Origin of the sequence: Neisseria montereyensis (assembly GCF_024834045.1) — a bacterium.
GTDB classification, from domain to species: domain Bacteria; phylum Pseudomonadota; class Gammaproteobacteria; order Burkholderiales; family Neisseriaceae; genus Neisseria; species Neisseria montereyensis.
Genome location: NZ_JANUXW010000002.1, coordinates 339083 through 359317, shown reverse-complemented (window position 1 = coordinate 359317; position 20235 = coordinate 339083). Strand labels below are relative to the sequence as shown.

Sequence of the window (20235 nt, the reverse complement as noted above, 5' to 3'; positions counted from 1 at the left end):
GTCTGAAATACTTCAGTAGATAAAAAGTCAGTTAGGCAGACCTAATCGGAATCACTTTGGCCTCGTTACGTTTCTTACCACCCGCACCATAATTCGCTTCAACATACTCTTGTACAATAGCTAAGAATTCAGTAGCCATATTATCCCCTTTCAGGGTAACTTTCCGCTCGCCATCCACATAAACCGGCGCGACAGGCGTCTCACCCGTACCCGGTAGGCTGATGCCGATATCGGCCAGTTTACTTTCACCCGGTCCATTCACCACACAGCCCATCACGGCCACATTTAAAGATTCCACACCAGGATATTGTGTGCGCCATACAATCATCTTATCGCGCAGATAATGTTGAATATCTCTAGCCAATTCTTGAAAAACCGTGCTGGTTGTACGACCACAGCCCGGACATGCAGTCACTAAGGGCGTAAAAGAACGCAATCCCATAGTCTGCAAAATTTCTTGGGCAACCACCACTTCTTGAGTTCTCGGGCTTCCCGGTTCGGGTGTCAGTGAAATACGGATAGTATCGCCGATACCTTCTTGCAATAAAACAGATAATGCCGCTGTAGAAGCCACAATGCCTTTACTACCCATACCCGCCTCAGTCAATCCAAGATGCAAGGGATATTGGCAACGGCTGCCCAAATCACGATATACCTGAATCAAATCCTGTACCGAACTCACTTTACAAGACAAAATAATTTTATTTTCAGGCAATCCTAAGTCTACCGCTTTTTGAGCCGACTCCAATGCCGAGACAATCAACGCCTCTTTCATCACTTCTTCAGGCGCTTTAGGATTGGCGGAAGTTAAATTGGCGTCCATCATACGCTTGGCCAAACTTTGATCTAAAGATCCCCAGTTCACGCCGATACGGACTGCTTTATCATGCTCTGCCGCCGTACGAATCATATAGGCAAATTTTTCATCCCCCTTAACACCTTTACCGACATTACCCGGATTAATACGATACTTTGCCAATGCTTTGGCACAATCGGGAAACTCTTTCAATAGTTTTTCGCCATTAAAATGGAAATCGCCCACAAGCGGCGTCAAACATCCCATATCATCTAAGCGACTTCTGATTTCCGAAACTTTAGAAGCCGCTTCGGGGCTGTTGACTGTAATCCGTACAATTTCCGAACCGGCATCACTCAACGCCTTGATTTGTTCTGCCGTACCTACGGCATCGGCCGTATCGGTATTGGTCATAGATTGAACCACAACGGGCGATTCGGAACCGACCATAACATGGCCAACCTGTACTTGATGGGTTTGACGGCGCTTCAGGGTAGAATGACTCATTACTGACCTACAATAAATGACGAAGTGGTTTTACCCACCATATTTTTCCGGACGGCAACTTCCTGCCCGCCATAATTAGCTGTTGCACCTAATGCGTAACCTATCCATACATTATAAGGAGCTCCACCTTGGAAGCGGTGCTCGCTGCCAGCCGGAACAATCTCATTAATCACCAATTGCTCATCTTTATCTCTAATAACCAATTTGGAACGGTAGCGAACTTTAACAACCAACTCGCCGGCAACCGGCGCGGAACCCTCGGCAGGTGCCGAAGCAGTTTGAGCCACAGCCGAAGCAGCACCTGAGGCATTTTGAGTAGAATCAGGATTAAGAATGGCAGACGCTACGGCATCGCTACTCATCGCCACAACGGAAATATTACCTGCTTGCAAATCTGCATTCGATGCATTTTCTAACTGGGCAGATGGTGTCGAATCATTTTGCTTGGCATATTCTAAATTAGATTTACTTTGCCAAATATATACGCCGCCGCCAATCAATACCAAGACTAATACACCGAAAATCCACTTTGGAAATGATTTTTTGACTTCGGTTTGCTGATAATTAAATGATGAACCGCCATTTCGATCGACAGCATAAACATTACTACGATTTTGAGGGACTATTCTATCTAGATAGGACGACATTTCTTCATCGTCTATACCTAAAAACCGGCCATAGGTACGTAAAAAACCACGCACAAAAACTAATTCCGGCATATCTTCATAATTACCACTCTCCAAACCTTCAATTTGGCGTGCAGAAAGCTTCAAACGCTCGGCCACCTCGCCAATCGAATGTTTTTTTCGCTCCCGTTCTTTCCTTAATTTCTCTCCCAACTCTATCGCAGCATTATTTTGTGTGTGTTGTTCAGTTGCTTGATTGTCAGTCATTACAGGCGTCCTGTTGTAATCGTTTGCAATTCTTCGGAATAAGGATAATTAGCTCTCAGCTGAGCTTCATACTCATACGCAGCCTGCGTATCACCCAAAGCATTATAGAGCTGCCATCCCAACAATAAATCATCGGCACTCAATGAGTCGATTTTACTTTGATACTGCCTGAAGTAATAATCGGCATCACTTAGATTGCCTGCCAACATTTTTGTTCGCGCCATTTCTTTTAATGCCGGGAAAAACTGCGGTTGCGCGGCCAATGCACGTTCAAAATATGCTTCGGATAGCGAATACTGCCCCATCTTCGCACTACATATCCCTTTATTCAAATTAGCAATATAAGGTGAAGGGTAAGTAGGGTCGGAAAGTGCCTTATCAAAATACCGAATCGATTCATTCGGCCTATTCTGAACGCTACACAAAAACCAACCGTAATTATTATTGATTTCCGCACTATCGGGCTGAATAGCCAATGCTCTTTGGAAACTTTCCTCGGCTTTATCGGCAACTTTCAGATATTGATAAATTTGTGCACGAATTAGCCAAGCATTTTCATTCTTTGAATTTGCCGCCAATGCTTCATCAATACTATTGACGGCCTGACGGTAATCTTTGGCTTTCATATATTCCAAAGCCAATTGCGTTTTAATATTGGCAATCTGATCAGCTTTATCATGCGCACTTGAGCGAGCTCCTCCCGCTCCGGCACATGCACTTAACACCAATGCTGAAGACAATACCAAACCTAATGTTTTTAATTTCACAGATTCCCCCTTTGCTCCAAAACAATTTGCTGCCATTTCTGCTGCCTGCGTGTTTTATCTTTAACCTGTCCGGCCAATTGACCGCAAGCTGCATCGATATCATCACCACGGGTTTTACGAACGGTTACGACAAAGCCGGCCTGTTGCAAAACATCGCGGAATATACGGATATTTTCATTACGCGAACGGTTATAACCGGAATTCGGAAACGGATTAAAAGGAATTAAATTAAACTTACACGGCACATCACGCACCAACTCTACCAATTCCCGCGCATGTTGTAGTTTATCATTAACACCATCAAGCATCACATATTCAAATGTAACAAAATCCCTTGGTGCTTTTTCCAAATAACGACGACATGCCGCCATCAATTCTTTCAATGGATATTTTTTATTTAACGGCACAATTTGATCACGCACAGCATCATTTGAAGCGTGTAACGATACGGCCAAAGCCACCGGCATCACTTCTTTCAATCTATCCATTTGCGGAACCATACCTGAAGTAGATACCGTTACACGACGGCGCGACAACCCATAACCATGATCATCCAACATAATACTTAATGCGGTCACCACATTATCAAAGTTAGCCAACGGCTCACCCATACCCATCATCACTACATTGGAAATCACCCGCTCGTTTTTAGGCGTCACACCCATAGCTTTATTGGCCCACCAAAGCTGGCCGATAATTTCCGCCGCAGTCAGGTTGCGGTTAAACCCTTGTCTGCCGGTTGAGCAAAACGTGCATTCCAGTGCACAACCCACTTGTGAAGAAATACACAACGTACCCCGTTCGGATTCAGGGATAAACACGGTTTCCACACCATTACCCGTACCGACATCCAACAACCATTTACGCGTACCGTCCGAAGACTCTTGCGAAACCAATAAATCAGGCACGGCTACTACGGCCTGGTTATTTAACTTTGCCCGCAAAGATTTGGCCAAGTCGGTCATTTCGTCAAAACCGGCCGCACCCGACTGATGCATCCACCGCATCACTTGTTTGGCACGGAAAGGCTTTTCGCCCATTTGTGCAAAATGTTCGGTTAAACCGTTTAAATCAAAATTCAGTAGATTCGTTTTCATGTTCTCTCGAAAGCTTTTAAATGAAAGCTTTATATATTTATTCAGCTTTTAAACAAAAGCTGTCATTTAAAAACCTTCAGGCCGTCTGAATGTTCAGACAGCCCGAAGAACAATGCCATATGCTTATTAGCGGGCGCAAATTTCACTGTTATCAAAGAAGAAAGCAATTTCTTTTTCTGCATTTTCCAAACTATCCGAACCATGTACGGCATTGGCATCGATAGAATCTGCAAAGTCGGCACGAATTGTACCGGCAGCGGCTTCTTTCGGGTTGGTTGCACCCATTAACTCACGGTTTTTGGCTACGGCATTCTCGCCTTCCAATACTTGAATCATAACCGGTCCGCTGGTCATAAAAGAAACCAAATCGGCAAAGAAAGGACGCTCTTTGTGCACAGCATAAAAACCCTGCGCTTCTTCTGTAGTCAGATGTTTCATTTTAGCAGCAATAATGCGTAATCCGTTATTTTCAAAACGGGTATAAATCTGACCGATAACATTTTTTGCAACCGCATCGGGTTTGATAATAGAAATAGTGCGTTCGATAGCCATAAATAGTTTCCTTTAATTTTTTATTGATTTATAAAATCAGGGGCATACATTCTAACAAAAACCCTGAATATTTTGTTAAATACCGTCATTTTTTTTATTATTTTCACCCAAGGTAAGATGTGGTAGCGCCAAATATTCTTCCGACTGCATTTCTACCATACGGCTAACTGTACGGACAAATTCATTGGCAAAATCACCTTCCAAATAAATATCTTCGGCGGGTACCTGGCTAGTCGCACAAAACTTCACACGATAATCATAAAGAACATCTATCAGCCAAGTTAACCGACGGGCCTCCGCCCTTTCCGCTTCGCTTAATTTCTCAATACCCGACACAAAAACCATCTGATAATGCTCGGCCAAATAAAGATAATCTGCCTGCGAACGCGGCCCGAAGCATAAGGCACGAAAATCAAACCAAATAGCCTTATCATCGTGGGCATTACACAATATCTCACGCCCATTAATGGTGATCGGTTGCGGATTACGTTTTTTATCATGCGCGACACGGGCAAATAATGCAGCCAGCTTTTGCTCGTTTGCCTCATCGTTCGGCACATAAAAAACTTCGGCATGATTTAAGGTTCTTAACCGATAATCTTCACCGCCATCTACATTTAAGACTGTTAACTTTTCCTCAATTAAAGCAATGGTTGGTAGAAAGCTGCTGCGATTTTGCCCCTGCGGATACAATTCGGAAGGTGCATAGTTGGACGTTGCCACCAAAACCACACCGGCATCAAACAGATTTTCCAACAAACGGCCTAAAATCATAGCATCGGCAATATCGCTCACATGAAACTCATCAAAACACAAAACCCGTGTTTCTTGTGCTATTTCGGCTGCTACTGCTTTTAAAGGATTCGGTTCGCTTTTCAAGGCTTTCATCCGCTGATGCACTTCTGCCATAAACGCATGGAAATGGACACGGCGTTTGCGTCGGTAAGGCAAACAACCGTAAAAAACATCCATCAAAAAGCTTTTGCCCCTTCCGACACCGCCATAAAAATACAAGCCTTTCGGCAACTGGGGGGAACGCAAACTACGGCCTAAAAAACGGTTACGTTTACGCTTAAACATCATCAACTCGGTCCAAAGCCTATCAAGGTATTCAATAGCTTTGGCTTGTGCCGGGTCGCGGATAAATGCAGGCTGCTCTGCTGCTGCCTGATACCAAGTGAGCGGACTGTGATTGCTGAAATCAGGCGGAACAAACCGGTTTTCTGTATTATTATTCATCATAACCATTTGAGTAAAATAAGGTTGCCATTATATCGTTAATCAATTTAAGAACCAAATCGCAGCCCAGTTAATCATACTGTATACATAAATCAAGCACATATGGATTTATCAGGATACCATTCGTGCACTATGATACCGATATTTCAAACTCGGCGCATGATGTGGGTGTTTCCCATAATTTAATACCGGATACCGGCAATCCTGCTACTTTCAGACGGCCATACATATACATCGCCATATTTTCCGCTGTCGTACGGATATCCAATCTCATGGTTTTCATTTGCCAACTTTCCAGCAACGAGGCAATTTTACTTTCACGTTCATTACCGCCGTGATAAATAAACGCATGGTCAAACGGATCAATAATTTCTTGTTTAACAATGGTTTTTAAATCAGAAAAATCCATCACCATACCATCTTTAGCCCCACCGCTTATCAGGCCGTCTGAAACTGTGACTTCGAGTTTATAAGTATGCCCGTGCAGGTTTTTACATTTTCCGTCGTGCCCGTCAAGCATATGGGATGAATCAAATGTGAATATTTTGGTAATTTTCATATTTTTCTTAGTAGTGTGTAAGTGCTTCTGATTGGTTTGATACCAACCATCTATATTTCAAAGGCCGTCTGAATATTTTAATCATAAATTACAATGATTTATATCATAAAACAGCTTATTACCCGATAAGGCATCATTAGACAGAAATATGGTTTTTGCTTGCCAAATATTCAGCCAATCCACGCTCCCGCAATATACAGCTCGGGCATTCGCCACAACCGCCTTCAACACCATAGTAACAGGTATGGGTTTTTTCACGGATATAGTCTAAATAGCCCATCTCATCGGCAAGCGCCCATGTTTGCGCTTTGGTCAGATACATCAAAGGCGTATGGATTTGAAATGAATCGTTCATCGCCAAATTCAAAGTGACATTCATCGATTTAATAAAGATATCCCGACAATCGGGATAGCCTGAAAAATCGGTTTCACAAACACCAATAATAATATTTTTAATATTTTGGCTTCTGGCATAAATAGCCGCATAAAGTAAAAACAATGCATTACGCCCGTCTACAAAAGTATTCGGCATACCGTCTGCGGCCGTCTGAATATCAGCAGCATTGTCCATTAGTGCATTGTGTGTAATATGTTGGATCAGATTCAAATTTAATACTGTTTGCGGCACACCCAAATCTGCCGCAATCCAACGTGCACGTTCTAATTCAATAGCATGACGCTGTCCGTATTCGAATGTAATAGTTTGAACGTTTTCACGCCCATAAGTATGAATCGCCTGAAGTAGGCAAGTCGTAGAATCTTGGCCACCTGAAAAAATGACCAGTGCTTTTTGAGATAACATTTATGTTCCTAGTTTTGATATCGCGGGAGGATTTCGAACCGCGGTGAATGACAAATAAAGATACGGATTATAACTTATTTTCTACACACAATAAGTTTCCGGTTGAAACACCTTTGATTTTAATATGCGGAATTAGACGTCCACTTAGAAATAAATTTTCCTTGCTTTGCCTTTCTATTTTTGAATAATTTATTCATCGTTAAATTAAAGAGTGCCTGAATTTTTCAGACGGCCTAATATTTTTAATTTGATATTCCCTATGTTTTTTAAACTTATAAATCATTATGAAATCAAATCTATACTTATAAAGTATTAGTTAGATAATTCACTTTGTTTATTCCATATTCAATTAAAATGTTTCATAGTAATAAATAGGTATGACCATTGTGCTTTATTCTCTATTTTGGTAAGGAGTATTTCTATTGCCTAAATTATTTCCTAAAAGCTTATCATCACGACTAAAATTTCTCACCATACTATGGGTAACGATAGCAATGGCTTCTATTATTTTTACCCTATTATTGTCATGGCGATTAGAAGGTGGCGGCGCAGCTATCAATGATGCAGGCAGCTTGCGAATGCAAAGCTACCGGCTGGGGCTATTATTGAGCAGGCACTACCCCGAAGAGGAAGTAGCACATAAAATCCAAGAATTCGATACCACATTAAACAACCTGGAAATAGGTGACCCTGCAAGACCTTTATTTCTACCCGGCACCCCTGAAGTACTACAGCAGATGGCCGAATTAAAATATCATTGGCACCAACAAATCAAACCGGCACTGCAAATATCCCTTCAACAACAAACAACTTTTGATGAAACACACCTACAAAATTTTGTTACATCGATTGATAGTTTAGTTTTAGCAATAGAGGCTGTTAATACCCGCTACACATACTGGCTACGCCTTTTCCAAAGTGGTCTGATCGCTATGGTGCTCATCGGAGCCAGCGTGATGGTGGTTTTACTGTATCTGTGGATCATCCGCCCTTTAGACGAACTACAAGAGGGGGTACAGAATATTCATGACGGTAAACTCGGCATACAGGTGCCCATCAATAAATTAACGGAATTTGCCCAACTGGATCGCGGTTTCAACCAGATGAGCAGCCGTTTACAACAACTTTATTCCAATCTCGAAGACGAAGTTATTAAAAAAACTCATGATTTAGCTGAAAAAAACTATACATTAAAAACACTTTATTCCTTTTCACGCTTACTGAACCAAACACAAACAGCAGCAGAAGCAGGCAATATGTTTCTAGAAAGAATTATGCGGCTGATACCGGCACAAGCCGGCAGCATACGCCTGATTGACACCAAACGCCGCCGTATAGATTTAATCGCCCACCACGGTTTACCGGACAACCTGCAAAATGCCGAGGCCTGTCAAAAATTAGAAGATTGTTTTTGTGGCCAGCGTGTAAAACAGAACAACTGGCAGCCGATTTACCTCAGCAATGAAGGTAAACCGCCACACCCTGTTACCGAATGCGAAAAATCAGGTTTTCATTATCTGGAAATCTTTAAAATACGATACAACCAACAAGATCTAGGTGTCATGACTTTGTATTTCAATCAGGAATATACGTTCACAACCAACACCACCGGTTTAATGAGCGCTTTATGCAACTTATTAGGTCTGGTACTGACTAATATTCGTCTGGCTGATGAAAGCCGCCAACTAGCGGTTTTACAAGAGCGTAACCTTATCGCACAAGGGCTACACGACAGTATCGCCCAAACGCTCACATTTTTAAATCTACAGGTTCAAATGCTGGAAAGTGCATTAACTACCCAAAATCAGGAACAGATATCCGAAAACCTTCAATTTATTAAAAGCGGCGTACAAGAATGTTATGAAGATGTTAGAGAATTACTACTCAACTTCCGCACCAAAATCAGCCGAAAAGAATTTGCCGATGCGGTACATATTTTAGTAGAACGTTTCGAGCAACAAACACAAACCAGCGTGCAGATAGAATGGCATGGAGACGGTCCAAACTTAAGCAGTGAGCAGCAGCTTCAATTTATTTTTATCCTACAAGAAAGCCTATCCAACATCCGCAAACATGCACAGGCCACCAAAGTTTGCTTAACTTTTGACAACCGAAACGACTTTATCATGGCCATTACCGATAATGGCAAGGGATTTGATACCATTTCACTAAAAGCATTACCCGAAAATCATGTCGGACTCCAGATTATGCAAGAGCGGGCACGGCGTATTCATGCACAATTAAAATTAGATTCCCAACCAAATCAATACACCAAAATATCCCTAATCCTTCCTAAACAAGAGAGAATTTTAATATGAATGATAAAATCAGTATCGTATTGATAGATGACCACACCTTATTCAGAAGCGGCATAAAAGCCCTTCTGGCACGTCAAAATGAATTTGAGGTAATCGGCGAAGCTGCAGACGGACTGAGCGGCGTAAAGCTAGTTGAGCAATTACATCCTAATGTTGTACTTCTGGATTTGGATATGCCGACGATGGATGGACGCGAAGCATTAGAACAGATTTTTAGCAGCAATCCCGAACAGATTGTCATTATGCTTACCGTATCCGAAGATGGTGAAGATTTAACCGAATGTATGCGATTAGGTGCGCGCGGTTTCTTACTAAAAAATATTAATGCCGAATTTTTAGTAGATGCCATTAAAAAAGCGGCTAACGGTGATAATGTTTTCTCGCCTGAAATGACTGCCCGGTTAGTACAATCATTAATCCATCCCAACAAACCACCCGTAACAAATACATTAGACACACTTACCCCTCGTGAAATGGAAATTCTCGGACATTTGGCAGCAGGACATAGCAATAAAATTATTGCCCGTAAACTTGATTTGGCTGAATCTACAATAAAAGTTCATGTACAAAGCATCTTAAGGAAACTTGAACTAACCAGCCGCGTTCAAGCAGCCGTGTATGCAGTACAGCACAATGTACCCCAACCTCAATAACAGTTGATATAAATTTGTTATAAATTGAAATTCGTGATGTTATATAACTATTGTTAAAATATAAATAGCTATTTCATATAATTAAAAATATTTTTAGAATAACCTTATATCTTGCAATAAAATTAAAAAGGCCGTCTGAATTTTGAACTGTCCCCCAAATCTTGGACAAACATAAAAGCCTTTTCAGGCTGCCTTTTCGAGCTGGGTTCTGTATGCCACAGGACTCAGCTTTTTCAATTTCAAACTACATCTATCATGATTGTAGTACCGGATATAGTCGTCTATTGTCTGCATCGGCTCTGTTGTCGAAAGTCTGCCTTCTTGGTAAAAGCATTCCGTCTTCAGTATCGCAAAGAAGCTTTTCATCGGTGTATTTAGATAGTCGTTCTCTGCCCGCATATAGCGTAACTCTTCGATCAGTTCCGCTTGTGTTTTTTCGTGGTCGGGTTTATCGACGATAAAGGGATTTTTGCGTTTGACGGTCACAATGGCCTGCGGATGTTCCAGTGCGCGGATGCCGCCTTGGTTGTATGCGGCTATCCAGCAGCGTAAATAGGTACGGGAAATATTAAAGTGATCGGCAGTACGCTGTTGGCTGCGTACGCGCCGGTAATATTGTACGGCTTGGTATTTAAAGTCTAATGTATATTTGCGCATAAGAAAACTGCACCTTAATGGGTTGGAGGGGGCCAACTTTTGGGGTGCAATTCAATTATTCAAACGGCCTTTTTAATTTGATAAAATATTAATATCTTTTTTATATAAAAAAATAAAACCTATTTATGTTAGTTCAACAGTAAATTTTATGTGCCGATTTTTTTACATTTACCATTAATGCTAAATCTTTTAGCAGAAGCGACGTCCTCACATTTATAAGCATCACCCGTACTTTCCATCCAGACTGCCATTGTATAACCTGATGATGATTTAGGTACCGCGACTAAATTATATCCGATACTACTTTTAGCATCCGGCATAGCGATGGAAACATCATATTTTGATAAAACATCCTGGTCAACGGAAAATGCTGTAAGAAACCCCTTTAATTCAGTCTCATTTCGTAATTTTGAAGGCTCTTTAATACGTTTTACTTTTATTGCATTATTGATATCCACCAGTTCGGCATGTGCATTCATTAAACGTCCTCGCTCGATGTAATCCATATAAGAAGGATATGCAATAGTTGCCAAAATACCGATAATGGCCACCACAATCATCATTTCTATTAGAGAGAAGCCTCTTTGCTTTAAAGATATTTTCATTAAAGTACCCTCTCAGTTTGCCGCCACATAAGATTGAAGTGTTACAGTCGTATTGGCGTTTTTACCCCAAGCCTTGGCTGTTACCCGGTATATCAACGAACTATCTTCCTGCGTACTGATATATTCGATAATATAACGAGGATTTCTTCTAACCCCAGAATTACTCAACTCACCACCATTCAATTCCAAACAGGTTTGCGAACCACAAGACCGTTGCCAAGCAACCTCTCCCGAAGTGTCTGCTTCTATACGAATATCACCAATATTCTTTGGTTCATCCCCCGCCGAAGAGCAAAGCCCATCTTGGCAATTTTGGCTAAACGTAATGATTTTTCCGTAAAAACCAGCAATTCTACGCTCACCTTGACGCAATGCCGCTTCAGCCAGCGCGGAAGCAAATTTACGGTCGGCGTCATTGGTACTGATACGCTGCTCGGTATTATAAGATTGTGTAACACTCACCACAAAAAAAGCCACCACAATCATTACCATCAACACGATAAAAAGTGAGAAACCTTTTTGAGATGATTTATGCATAAAATTTATAGGGTACGGTTTGCGCATGTATTGCCTCCCCTGACAGCAGCATCAATAGTATAAATTTGGTTTGCATCTTGAACACCACCGCTAAAAGTCATACGCACTAATGCTGGCATTCTGGATAAACTATCGGAATATTCGAACTTCTCAAAGCTATCAGCACTCTCTGGCACCACTTCTTCGGGACAGTTATCAATATAGAGATACTTCAATCTCGCATCAGTAATATCTTTTACCAAAAGCTGGGGATTTCCCCAATTATTATCATTTGTTAATTGAAAGCGATATAAACCCTGCTGCCCGTTGATGTTGCCGGTAACATAAGCATTAACAATATAATTCATTACTGTAATTTCACTGTCATCAGCAGAGGCACCTAAAGCATTTCTAACCGTATTATCCGTCGGCATTGTGTCATCAGCCGGCCGAACCAAAGCATCGCAAGAACTAAAAATCAAAGGTGCACCATCATCGACTTCATTATCCAATCCACCGATACGCCCATTACCCGTACCATACATAAAAATCAAAGCATCAGATCCGGGATTGAAGCCTGAAGGACTAAAATTGCTACGGGAAATAGAACGGATGGCAAGCAGATTATTACTATCGTTAATCAACTTAAATGCATCTGAGGCGGCAGTTGTAGCATTATTATCTATAATCCTCCGCCCTCCTACTTTGGCTTGGACGGTTGCCATACTTTTCCCGCCGACTGTTTTTGGAACTATCTCTGTTTCGGCCATCATATTAAAGCAGCCAAAATTTCCAGCCATACGGGCATCGCGAACAATCATATTGGCAGCATTGCGCAAATCTTGTTGTACAATAAGCCGCTCGCTCGCCGCCGTATTCAATTGTCGTGCAGTAAAATAACCTTTACTCACTGCCATTAATACAATCATACTTAACAGGCTGGCTACTGCAAATTCTATCAGGCTGAAACCTTTAGGTTTTGATGCCGCCGTAATGTAAAAATTATTGTTATTTGTTTTCATTATTATTCCGTCAACTGCGCTTGATAGGTATAGGTAATTTTCTTGTTATTTTGCTGATTGGTTTGTAAAGAAGAAGTATTTTCTTCTGCTTTTTCAACATCCGTTTCCCAAATCACTTTAATCACCATCGGATCCTTTCCCCTAGTACCTGAACAATTGCCATTAGTAGTTGTCATATCATTCCCAGTATTATCCACACAAATAATGTAATAAATATCGGTATTCGGCAATGCAGCCAATAAGGTATTTTCAAATCTGCCTAATTGGTCTTCCAATATATCCCGTTTATTCAATATAGTTCCATCACTATCTGATCTTGACCAATTTTTAATTCCACCATTACCTACTTTTGTGGGATTAGAAAAAAAATAGCTAACGGCTTTATCCACTATAATATTGTTATTATCATAACTTTTAATCACCCATCCTTCGGGCGTATCGTCGTTTACTATACCTGCACACTCTTTTCTGTCTTTATCATCTTTGCTACATAAAGTCGGATTGATCATCATCCCCTCTGTTAAATTCTGAACTGCTTGAGCAACAATGGTTTGACTTTCTGCTTCGCGAACACTAGATACGGTTCTGAGTTGTGTTGCCAATAAAGCCAACACCCCTACAGCCAAAACAAACATGGCGACCAATACTTCCAATAAAGTCATACCACTTTGTTTTATTTTCAAACCGCCCCGACTGTTATGAATTATTTTATAGTTACACATCTTCATTTCTTTAATCTTTTTTATTAGTTAATCAAGAAGTTCACTGCCTTGATATGCTATTCAGCTGTTTTATATTCACACAACATGGCAGCTACATTGTTATTATTATCGGTATCGTTCGCTGTTGAATTCCCCGAACATTCGTTTACCCTACCGCTACTGTCTAACCATACGATGCGGGAACGAGATTTTTTAGTACGCTCGTTTTGAGCCGCACTATCTGTTAAAGAAATCTTAACGAAACCACTGGCCATGCTCAGCTTATCGCCTGCACTTTCGGCGTGACCAAACATACCATTGGGCAGGAAACCCCATACTTTATTATTTCCTGTTTTATCATAGTTAAAATCATAGGTTTCAAATTGATAACTTACCCGCTCTTGATCCTTCATATTCAAAATCACTGTGCGCAAATTCGTATCATCTTCACGCGAATAGCTGCCATCTTTATTATTGTCGGCAAATGCTGCAAGGCCTTCGCCTGCTTGGTCGGCATCACAATATCTATCCGGATTGCCGTCTTTTCTAATGGCAACAGGACAAACGTAAACGGGAACATTTAAACGGACGGCTTCGCTACGGGCAAAGCGTAAAAGATTGACGATATGTTCAGCCCTACTCGCCGTACGGCGTGAGGCTATCCAATCGCTCATATTGGGAAGGGCAATAGTTGCCATAATCGCTACAATAGCGATGACAATCAGTAATTCGGTTAATGTAAAACCTTGATTTTTTAAACGCATAAGTTTGCCTGATAACGTTATTCGGGTAATGTGTTTTCAATCGTTTCAGACGGCCTGCCCTTATTGGAGTTTTCAAGGACGTCCGCCCGAAAGACGGTATTTGTACTGCCTGATATTTGGCAATTTTGTTTAATTTGGTTTTATATTGTAAACGATAACGCGATGGCATACCTAATAAAATATGAAGAAAGCCTATGAATCAACCATAATCTGTATCAATCTTCCATCATTGCGGCATCGGGAATATAGGCTGCATTTTCAAATTTGGTAAATTGGCCGATGAAGGTTAAAAAGACTTTTCCGGTCGGGCCGTTACGGTGCTTACCGATAATACACTCGGCCAACCCTTTAAACTGGGTTTCGGCGTTATAGTATTCATCCCGATACATAAACATAATCAAATCAGCATCTTGCTCAATCGCCCCTGATTCACGCAAATCGGACATCATCGGACGTTTGTCGGTACGTTGTTCAACTGTACGGCTCAATTGCGATAAAGCAATCACCGGAACCTGTAATTCTTTAGCCAATGCTTTAAGCGAACGTGAAATTTCACCCAATTCAGAAGCACGGTTGTCGCTACGTCCCGAGCCGGACATCAGTTGTAAATAGTCAATCACAATCAAGCCCAACTTACCGCCAAACTGACGGGCAAGACGGCGGGCACGGGCGCGTAATTCCAGTGCGGTCAATCCCGGCGTTTCATCGATAAACATCGGCGCATCGGATAATTTAACCACTGCTTCATTCAGACGGCCCCAATGTTCGTCCTCCAAGCGGCCCGTTTTTAAAATATGCTGGTCCAACCGACCAACCGACCCAAGCATACGCATGACCAGCTGTGCGCCGCCCATCTCCATAGAAAATACGGCAACCGGCAATTTGGATTCAATCGCCACATGCTCGGCAATATTAATCGAAAAAGCGGTTTTACCCATTGAAGGCCGACCTGCTACGATAATCAGATCGCCCGGTTGCAAACCTGAGGTTTTCTTATCCAAATCGATAAAACCGGTAGCGACGCCAGTCACTTCATCAGGATTATCACGCGAATAGAGCATATCGATACGCTCTACCACTTCCTTTAATAAAACCGGCATTTCCAAAAAACCCTGCTTCGATTTTGCCGTACTCTCGGCAATTTGGAATACCTTATTTTCCGCTTCATCCAATAATTGCCCTGCATCACGGCCTTGCGGATTATAGGCACTACGGGCAATTTCCGTACCCACTTCCGCCAATTGCCGCATAATTGAGCGCTCACGCACAATTTCCGCATACCGCCGTATATTGGCTGCCGAAGGCGTATTTTGTGCTAAAGTAATCAGATAGTTAAACCCACCGGCTGCTTCAAGCTCTTCATTCCGCTCCAAAGCTTCTTGCACGGTAATCACATCAGCAGGCCGACTTTCATTAATCAGCGCCGAAATACTACGGAAAATCACACGGTGTTCATGACGATAAAAGTCTTCCGTGCCGACCACATCTGCGATTCTGTCCCATGCGGCATTTTCCAACAAAAGCCCACCCAATACCGATTGCTCCGCCTCCATAGAGTGTGGCGGCAGTGACAATGCACTGACTTCATGGTCTTCAGACGGCATCATATCGGTATAGTCATTCATGGTATATCCTTCTCAGCAGGCTTTGTTCTTACAGAGCGGGCATTATAGCCGAACATAAGTTTTATTGGTCTTTTAAAAGAGGAACGGGTAAAATTGCATAACGCATCTTAAATTTTAGTCTTTATTTTTAAGATGCGTCCAACCCGTGTAGCAGAAAAAAAGTAAACAATCAGCACACGGTAAACCATTACCATTAACCAAAAAAACACAACAGGAGTGCTTTAAATGGAACACAAACTCCCCCAACTACCTTATGAATTAAACGGTTTGGAGCCACATATTTCTCAAGAAACTTTAGAATATCACTATGGCAAACACCACCAAACCTACATCAACAACTTAAACAACCAAATCAAAGATACCGAATTTGAAGATGCCCCATTGGAAGATATCGTGAAAAAATCTTCAGGCGGCCTCTTTAACAATGCGGCTCAAACTTGGAACCATACTTTCTATTGGATGGGTTTCACACCTAAAGGCCAAGGCAAACCTTCCGGCGAATTGGCAGCCGCCATTGATGCAAAATGGGGCAGCTTCGAGAAGTTCCAAGAAGCCTTTAACGCTTGCGCGGCCGGTACTTTCGGTTCAGGTTGGGCTTGGTTGGTAAAAACCCCTGCCGGCGAATTGGATCTGGTATCTACTTCTAACGCGGGAACACCTTTGACCACCGAGAACACACCTTTGTTAACTTGCGATGTATGGGAGCATGCTTATTACATCGACTACCGTAACAGCCGCCCCAACTACCTGAAAGGTTTCTGGGAAATCGTTAACTGGGATGAAGTTGCCAAACGTTTTGCAGCTTAATGACATAATCAGGTAATCATTGCCTGATACTACAAAACAGCACCGCTATTTTAGGGGTGCTGTTTTTTGTATTCAGCCTTATCAAGCTAATCAATTCACTTCATCACCTATTATTTTTCCCGCTATTTACTGTAAAATTGCCCGATACCGAGCCCAAAGGATAAAGCATGAGCAACAAACTAACCGCGCCGACCGAATTGCCCGACGAAACCGATTTACGCGCCGTACTGGCTTACAACATGCGCTTATTCCGTGTCAACAAAGGATGGTCGCAAGAAGAGCTGGCTCGACAATGCGGCCTTGATCGGACTTATGTTTCTGCAGTAGAGCGCAAACGTTGGAATATTGCCTTATCTAATATTGAAAAAATGGCTTCTGCATTAGGTGTTCCGGCTTATCAGCTGTTACTTCCCCCTCAGACACGTTTGAATATGACTGTTTCGTAAAAAAACCATTTTTCTCATATACAAATTTAGTAAAGGCCGTCTGAAAACCATTTCAGACGGCCTTATTCATTTACTTTACCAAACAATCCATCAATCTTTTATGGATTAGCCGGATCCACCAACAATACCCTGGCATTCTGGGACGACCACAATAATTTTGCAGTTTGACGCAAGCGTGTTTGGATAATGGTGCGGTGCAGCTGCGGCAAACGACTTAAATAACGTGCATCGCCATAATGTTTATGGCTGGCCGCTAAGCGTTCTAACCAAACTTTAGGATCTTTCTGGCGTTTAGCTTCCTGCTCGATAAACAGTCTTTGCAGATTATCGGCTTCCGCCTTGGTAATATTTTCAGGCAAGCTTTGTAATATTTGCTGTGCCTGTTCCCAAGCTTCCGATGCTTTTTCAGGGATTGTGCTGAAAAATAAATTGCTTTCCACCCTGTTATAAGACTGCTTAGGCATCGCTGCAAATTTTACGCTATAAGTACTCTGACTACGGCGGCGCAAAGCTTCTTTTAAACGGGCATTGGCCAGATTTACCAAAAGCGGGATTTGCTCCGACGTATCCGGTGTCCAATCATAAAAAGGCTGCCACGACCATGCGTTAATATCGGTGCTATGGGTATCGTTGATCGCCGCACGGCGTAATGTTGTGCCTTTCAATAAATTTCTATGGCTGTTAACAATATCTTGACGTGGTATATCAGCAAGATATTGCACCAGCAACGGTTTGATTTTTTCAGACGGCATATTGCTGACAATATAATAGCGTACCGGCTTAGACACCAACTGCCGCCATTGTTTGATTAAATCTTGAGCCGTTAGCGAACGGATGTCACTACTACTCTGCGCTCTATTCTCCGGTTTGCCATAACGCAAAAGCTCCAACTCCAATTCTTGCCTACCCGGTACCGAACGTAAATAAATTGGTAACCGTACCGCTGCACTTTCCACTTCATCATGCCAGTGTTTGGCGGTTGGTGCCGTTTGTTTTTGTCGATATAGCTGTAACAATGAAACCAATTCAGCTTGTGCGACACGGGCATCGGTTATTTGGCTATCGTGCGTTAATTGATATCGGTATTCGATACCGTGCTGGCGTTGCCATCGTTTGAAAACCGCATCGCTTGCGCCTTCGGGTGCCGAAACGGAAACCACATCCCCTGCCAACTGCGCCTGCCATGCAGTATCTCCGGCCTGTAAATAACCGATATCTGACACGGCTTTAAAATAAACCTGCCCACCGGCTACATCTTTTTGCAATAACACAACTTGGTCGCCGTTATTTAAATTCAAATAAGTTACCTTATTGTCATTATCATAACTTTCCGAAACAACCCGTCCTGTTCCATTGTGAATAGGAAAAGCAAATGCCTGCGTAGAAGGTTGTATGGTTTTAGGTGTAGCAACACTATTTTCCACTAATACGGGCATGGCTTTCTTATCCGAACTCTGCCCTTTAGGCACGGCAGGTTGCTCGGCAAGATGAGGATTAGGCAACTTCTCAGGCACACCTTCGGGTGCTTGAATAATCACTAGGCTATCAGCAGCAGTCAGCCACTCTGAAATACGTTTATTTACCGCAGCTGCGTCAATACGGTAAAGCTGGCTGCGTTCGGCTGCACGCACCTCTTTAGTAGGCGCCGGATAGCCTGCCAAAACCGACTCTTCCGCCAATTTCACCGTTGCAATTAAATCGTCCGGCAAATCACTAGCAGCAAGCAAATGGTTATAAAGCGTTTTACGGTAGGCTGCCGTTTCCTCAGCCGTTACCGGCTGTTGTTTGATGGTTTCGACCAAGTTTTTCAACAACGCCAACCCTGCCTCATAATCACCCGGCACCGGCTCCGTATGCAAACTCAATGATCCGGTATGGCTGCCGATATTCCCTGCTTTCATCGACACAGGTTCACCACTGGCTTGAATACGTTGATGAAGCATGTAAGCAGCGAAATTATCCAACAAGCGGTGATAATACCCTTGCAAATCATTGCTTTGAGACAAAGCATTGTCGAAACGGTAAACCAATGCAAGTTTACTCTCGGCATTGTCTTTATCTTTTACATAGCTCTTATGCTCACCAGTAGACAGCTTGGGCTCATACTCCGCCGGATTCCGTTGCGGCAAAACCACCGGATTCAGACGGCCTAAAGCCTCTTCAATAGCAGCGGCTGTTTTTTTAAGATTAAGATCGCCGATAACAACTAAAACGGCGTTATTGCTACCATACCATTTATGATGAAAACGGTTGGCCGTATCTGTCTTAGCCTGTTTAATAGCTGCCAGCCTACCAATCGGAGCATAACGGGCACTGCGCGCACCTTGATGCAGCAATGCATCATATTGCCTATTGAGGCGGTCTTGCAATGTCTGTTGCTGACGCCACTCGGCAAAAATAACCTGCTGCTCTTTCGCCCAATCACGCTCTGAAAAAGTTTGTGGTGAAAGTATTTGTTTATAAACAGCCAAAGCTTCATCCAGCTGTTTGCGCCCTTTGGGCGGAATCAACAGATAACGCGTGTAGCGGTAGCCTGTTTGGGCATTAAAATGGCGCCCCATTTGCCAACCGTCCGTACTCAAATGGCTGCTCAATCCTTTTGGAAAGGCTTCAGAGCTTTGAAAAACCATATGCTCGGTAATATGCGCTATGCCCTCTTCACCGTCTTCTTCATCTGCCGCACCGACATTCACCTGTAAACGTAATACCAACTGCCGGCCGGCAGAAGGTACGTTAAAGATATGATAGACCAAGCCATTATCCAATCGGCCTTCAAGGTATTCAGGCCGTGCAGCTTGCACGGCAATAGAAAAAAGCAGGGCTAAGCCAAGCAATAAAAAGCGTATCAATAACATAAATGAGTAATGTGTTTGGTGATATTCTGCCCGTTCAAATAGATAAACGGTCTT

At 42.5% G+C, this 20235-nt stretch carries 20 protein-coding genes; 4 read left to right on the top strand and 16 right to left on the bottom strand.

Annotated elements, in window-relative coordinates; translation table 11 throughout:
- Positions 1 to 31 precede the first annotated feature (31 nt).
- From ispG to queC, 8 genes are all read right to left on the bottom strand, one after another.
- Positions 32 to 1303, bottom strand: coding sequence for a flavodoxin-dependent (E)-4-hydroxy-3-methylbut-2-enyl-diphosphate synthase (gene ispG / locus NXS09_RS04010; protein WP_259291255.1), 1272 nt, complete (start codon positions 1301 to 1303; stop codon positions 32 to 34).
- Complete coding sequence (locus tag NXS09_RS04005; RefSeq protein WP_259291254.1) at positions 1303 to 2196, bottom strand: RodZ domain-containing protein; 894 nt, start codon at positions 2194 to 2196, stop codon at positions 1303 to 1305. Before NXS09_RS04005 ends, ispG begins: the two co-directional genes overlap by 1 nt.
- Complete coding sequence (pilW, locus tag NXS09_RS04000; protein ID WP_259291253.1) at positions 2196 to 2963, bottom strand: type IV pilus biogenesis/stability protein PilW; 768 nt, start codon at positions 2961 to 2963, stop codon at positions 2196 to 2198. Before pilW ends, NXS09_RS04005 begins: the two co-directional genes overlap by 1 nt.
- On the bottom strand, positions 2960 to 4060 hold the full coding sequence (gene rlmN / locus NXS09_RS03995; RefSeq protein ID WP_259291252.1) for a dual-specificity RNA methyltransferase RlmN: 1101 nt from the start codon (positions 4058 to 4060) through the stop codon (positions 2960 to 2962). Before rlmN ends, pilW begins: the two co-directional genes overlap by 4 nt.
- A 126-nt stretch (positions 4061 to 4186) precedes the next feature.
- Positions 4187 to 4612: a nucleoside-diphosphate kinase gene (ndk, locus tag NXS09_RS03990; protein ID WP_259291251.1), complete on the bottom strand. Its 426-nt coding sequence runs from the start codon at positions 4610 to 4612 to the stop codon at positions 4187 to 4189.
- 75 nt (positions 4613 to 4687) lie between these two features.
- Complete coding sequence (gene zapE, locus NXS09_RS03985; protein ID WP_434803004.1) at positions 4688 to 5860, bottom strand: cell division protein ZapE; 1173 nt, start codon at positions 5858 to 5860, stop codon at positions 4688 to 4690.
- Positions 5861 to 5981: 121 nt separating this feature from the next.
- On the bottom strand, positions 5982 to 6410 hold the full coding sequence (gene queD / locus NXS09_RS03980) for a 6-carboxytetrahydropterin synthase QueD (RefSeq protein WP_259291250.1): 429 nt from the start codon (positions 6408 to 6410) through the stop codon (positions 5982 to 5984).
- A gap of 136 nt (positions 6411 to 6546) precedes the next feature.
- The gene (gene queC, locus NXS09_RS03975; protein WP_259291249.1) at positions 6547 to 7212 is read right to left on the bottom strand and encodes a 7-cyano-7-deazaguanine synthase QueC; all 666 of its coding nucleotides are present in this window, start codon (positions 7210 to 7212) and stop codon (positions 6547 to 6549) included.
- A gap of 494 nt (positions 7213 to 7706) precedes the next feature.
- Here queC and NXS09_RS03970 point away from each other — a divergent pair, with 494 nt between their 5' ends.
- Positions 7707 to 9530 carry a type IV pili methyl-accepting chemotaxis transducer N-terminal domain-containing protein gene (locus tag NXS09_RS03970; RefSeq protein ID WP_259291248.1) on the top strand — a complete coding sequence of 608 codons (1824 nt, stop codon included), beginning with the start codon at positions 7707 to 7709 and terminating at the stop codon, positions 9528 to 9530.
- Positions 9527 to 10183 (top strand): response regulator, encoded by a 657-nt coding sequence (locus NXS09_RS03965; RefSeq protein WP_259291247.1) that lies wholly within the window; start codon positions 9527 to 9529, stop codon positions 10181 to 10183. Before NXS09_RS03970 ends, NXS09_RS03965 begins: the two co-directional genes overlap by 4 nt.
- Positions 10184 to 10366: 183 nt before the next feature.
- Here the strand turns inward: NXS09_RS03965 and NXS09_RS10850 are convergent, their stop codons facing one another.
- From NXS09_RS10850 to dnaB, 7 genes are all read right to left on the bottom strand, one after another.
- Complete coding sequence (locus tag NXS09_RS10850) at positions 10367 to 10840, bottom strand: IS3 family transposase (protein WP_434803003.1); 474 nt, start codon at positions 10838 to 10840, stop codon at positions 10367 to 10369.
- A gap of 146 nt (positions 10841 to 10986) precedes the next feature.
- Positions 10987 to 11445: a PilX family type IV pilin gene (locus NXS09_RS03950; protein ID WP_289623063.1), complete on the bottom strand. Its 459-nt coding sequence runs from the start codon at positions 11443 to 11445 to the stop codon at positions 10987 to 10989.
- Between the two features lie 12 nt (positions 11446 to 11457).
- On the bottom strand, positions 11458 to 12009 hold the full coding sequence (locus NXS09_RS03940) for a pilus assembly PilX family protein (protein WP_259291246.1): 552 nt from the start codon (positions 12007 to 12009) through the stop codon (positions 11458 to 11460).
- Entirely contained in the window at positions 11988 to 12983 is a 996-nt protein-coding gene (locus NXS09_RS03935) for a PilW family protein (protein WP_259291245.1), read from the bottom strand. Before NXS09_RS03935 ends, NXS09_RS03940 begins: the two co-directional genes overlap by 22 nt.
- A gap of 2 nt (positions 12984 to 12985) precedes the next feature.
- Positions 12986 to 13705, bottom strand: a complete 720-nt coding sequence (pilV, locus tag NXS09_RS03930; protein ID WP_259291244.1) for a type IV pilus modification protein PilV — start codon at positions 13703 to 13705, stop codon at positions 12986 to 12988.
- Between the two features lie 56 nt (positions 13706 to 13761).
- Positions 13762 to 14448 carry a pilus assembly FimT family protein gene (locus NXS09_RS03925; RefSeq protein WP_259291243.1) on the bottom strand — a complete coding sequence of 229 codons (687 nt, stop codon included), beginning with the start codon at positions 14446 to 14448 and terminating at the stop codon, positions 13762 to 13764.
- Between the two features lie 215 nt (positions 14449 to 14663).
- Positions 14664 to 16073, bottom strand: a complete 1410-nt coding sequence (gene dnaB, locus NXS09_RS03920; RefSeq protein ID WP_259291242.1) for a replicative DNA helicase — start codon at positions 16071 to 16073, stop codon at positions 14664 to 14666.
- Between the two features lie 225 nt (positions 16074 to 16298).
- Here dnaB and NXS09_RS03915 point away from each other — a divergent pair, with 225 nt between their 5' ends.
- Positions 16299 to 16880 carry a superoxide dismutase gene (locus NXS09_RS03915; RefSeq protein ID WP_259291241.1) on the top strand — a complete coding sequence of 194 codons (582 nt, stop codon included), beginning with the start codon at positions 16299 to 16301 and terminating at the stop codon, positions 16878 to 16880.
- 167 nt (positions 16881 to 17047) lie between these two features.
- Complete coding sequence (locus NXS09_RS03910) at positions 17048 to 17326, top strand: helix-turn-helix domain-containing protein (protein ID WP_259291240.1); 279 nt, start codon at positions 17048 to 17050, stop codon at positions 17324 to 17326.
- A 98-nt stretch (positions 17327 to 17424) separates the two neighbouring features.
- Here NXS09_RS03910 and NXS09_RS03905 read toward each other — a convergent pair whose 3' ends face one another.
- Entirely contained in the window at positions 17425 to 20181 is a 2757-nt protein-coding gene (locus NXS09_RS03905; RefSeq protein ID WP_259291239.1) for a M16 family metallopeptidase, read from the bottom strand.
- Positions 20182 to 20235: the final 54 nt, after the last annotated feature.

What these genes read in the sequence shown, in the direction of transcription:
- NXS09_RS04005 (WP_259291254.1), bottom strand. Translation starts at nt 2,196, where the DNA reads ATGACTGACAATCAAGCAACTGAACAACACACACAAAATAATGCTGCG.
- ispG (WP_259291255.1), bottom strand. Translation starts at nt 1,303, where the DNA reads ATGAGTCATTCTACCCTGAAGCGCCGTCAAACCCATCAAGTACAGGTT.
- rlmN (WP_259291252.1), bottom strand. Translation starts at nt 4,060, where the DNA reads ATGAAAACGAATCTACTGAATTTTGATTTAAACGGTTTAACCGAACAT.
- NXS09_RS03915 (WP_259291241.1), top strand. Translation starts at nt 16,299, where the DNA reads ATGGAACACAAACTCCCCCAACTACCTTATGAATTAAACGGTTTGGAG.
- NXS09_RS10850 (WP_434803003.1), bottom strand. Translation starts at nt 10,840, where the DNA reads ATGCGCAAATATACATTAGACTTTAAATACCAAGCCGTACAATATTAC.
- NXS09_RS03935 (WP_259291245.1), bottom strand. Translation starts at nt 12,983, where the DNA reads ATGAAAACAAATAACAATAATTTTTACATTACGGCGGCATCAAAACCT.
- zapE (WP_434803004.1), bottom strand. Translation starts at nt 5,860, where the DNA reads ATGGTTATGATGAATAATAATACAGAAAACCGGTTTGTTCCGCCTGAT.
- queC (WP_259291249.1), bottom strand. Translation starts at nt 7,212, where the DNA reads ATGTTATCTCAAAAAGCACTGGTCATTTTTTCAGGTGGCCAAGATTCT.
- queD (WP_259291250.1), bottom strand. Translation starts at nt 6,410, where the DNA reads ATGAAAATTACCAAAATATTCACATTTGATTCATCCCATATGCTTGAC.
- NXS09_RS03940 (WP_259291246.1), bottom strand. Translation starts at nt 12,009, where the DNA reads ATGCGCAAACCGTACCCTATAAATTTTATGCATAAATCATCTCAAAAA.
- dnaB (WP_259291242.1), bottom strand. Translation starts at nt 16,073, where the DNA reads ATGAATGACTATACCGATATGATGCCGTCTGAAGACCATGAAGTCAGT.
- NXS09_RS03950 (WP_289623063.1), bottom strand. Translation starts at nt 11,445, where the DNA reads ATGAAAATATCTTTAAAGCAAAGAGGCTTCTCTCTAATAGAAATGATG.
- NXS09_RS03910 (WP_259291240.1), top strand. Translation starts at nt 17,048, where the DNA reads ATGAGCAACAAACTAACCGCGCCGACCGAATTGCCCGACGAAACCGAT.
- pilV (WP_259291244.1), bottom strand. Translation starts at nt 13,705, where the DNA reads ATGTGTAACTATAAAATAATTCATAACAGTCGGGGCGGTTTGAAAATA.
- NXS09_RS03965 (WP_259291247.1), top strand. Translation starts at nt 9,527, where the DNA reads ATGAATGATAAAATCAGTATCGTATTGATAGATGACCACACCTTATTC.
- NXS09_RS03925 (WP_259291243.1), bottom strand. Translation starts at nt 14,448, where the DNA reads ATGCGTTTAAAAAATCAAGGTTTTACATTAACCGAATTACTGATTGTC.
- NXS09_RS03905 (WP_259291239.1), bottom strand. Translation starts at nt 20,181, where the DNA reads ATGTTATTGATACGCTTTTTATTGCTTGGCTTAGCCCTGCTTTTTTCT.
- ndk (WP_259291251.1), bottom strand. Translation starts at nt 4,612, where the DNA reads ATGGCTATCGAACGCACTATTTCTATTATCAAACCCGATGCGGTTGCA.
- NXS09_RS03970 (WP_259291248.1), top strand. Translation starts at nt 7,707, where the DNA reads ATGGCTTCTATTATTTTTACCCTATTATTGTCATGGCGATTAGAAGGT.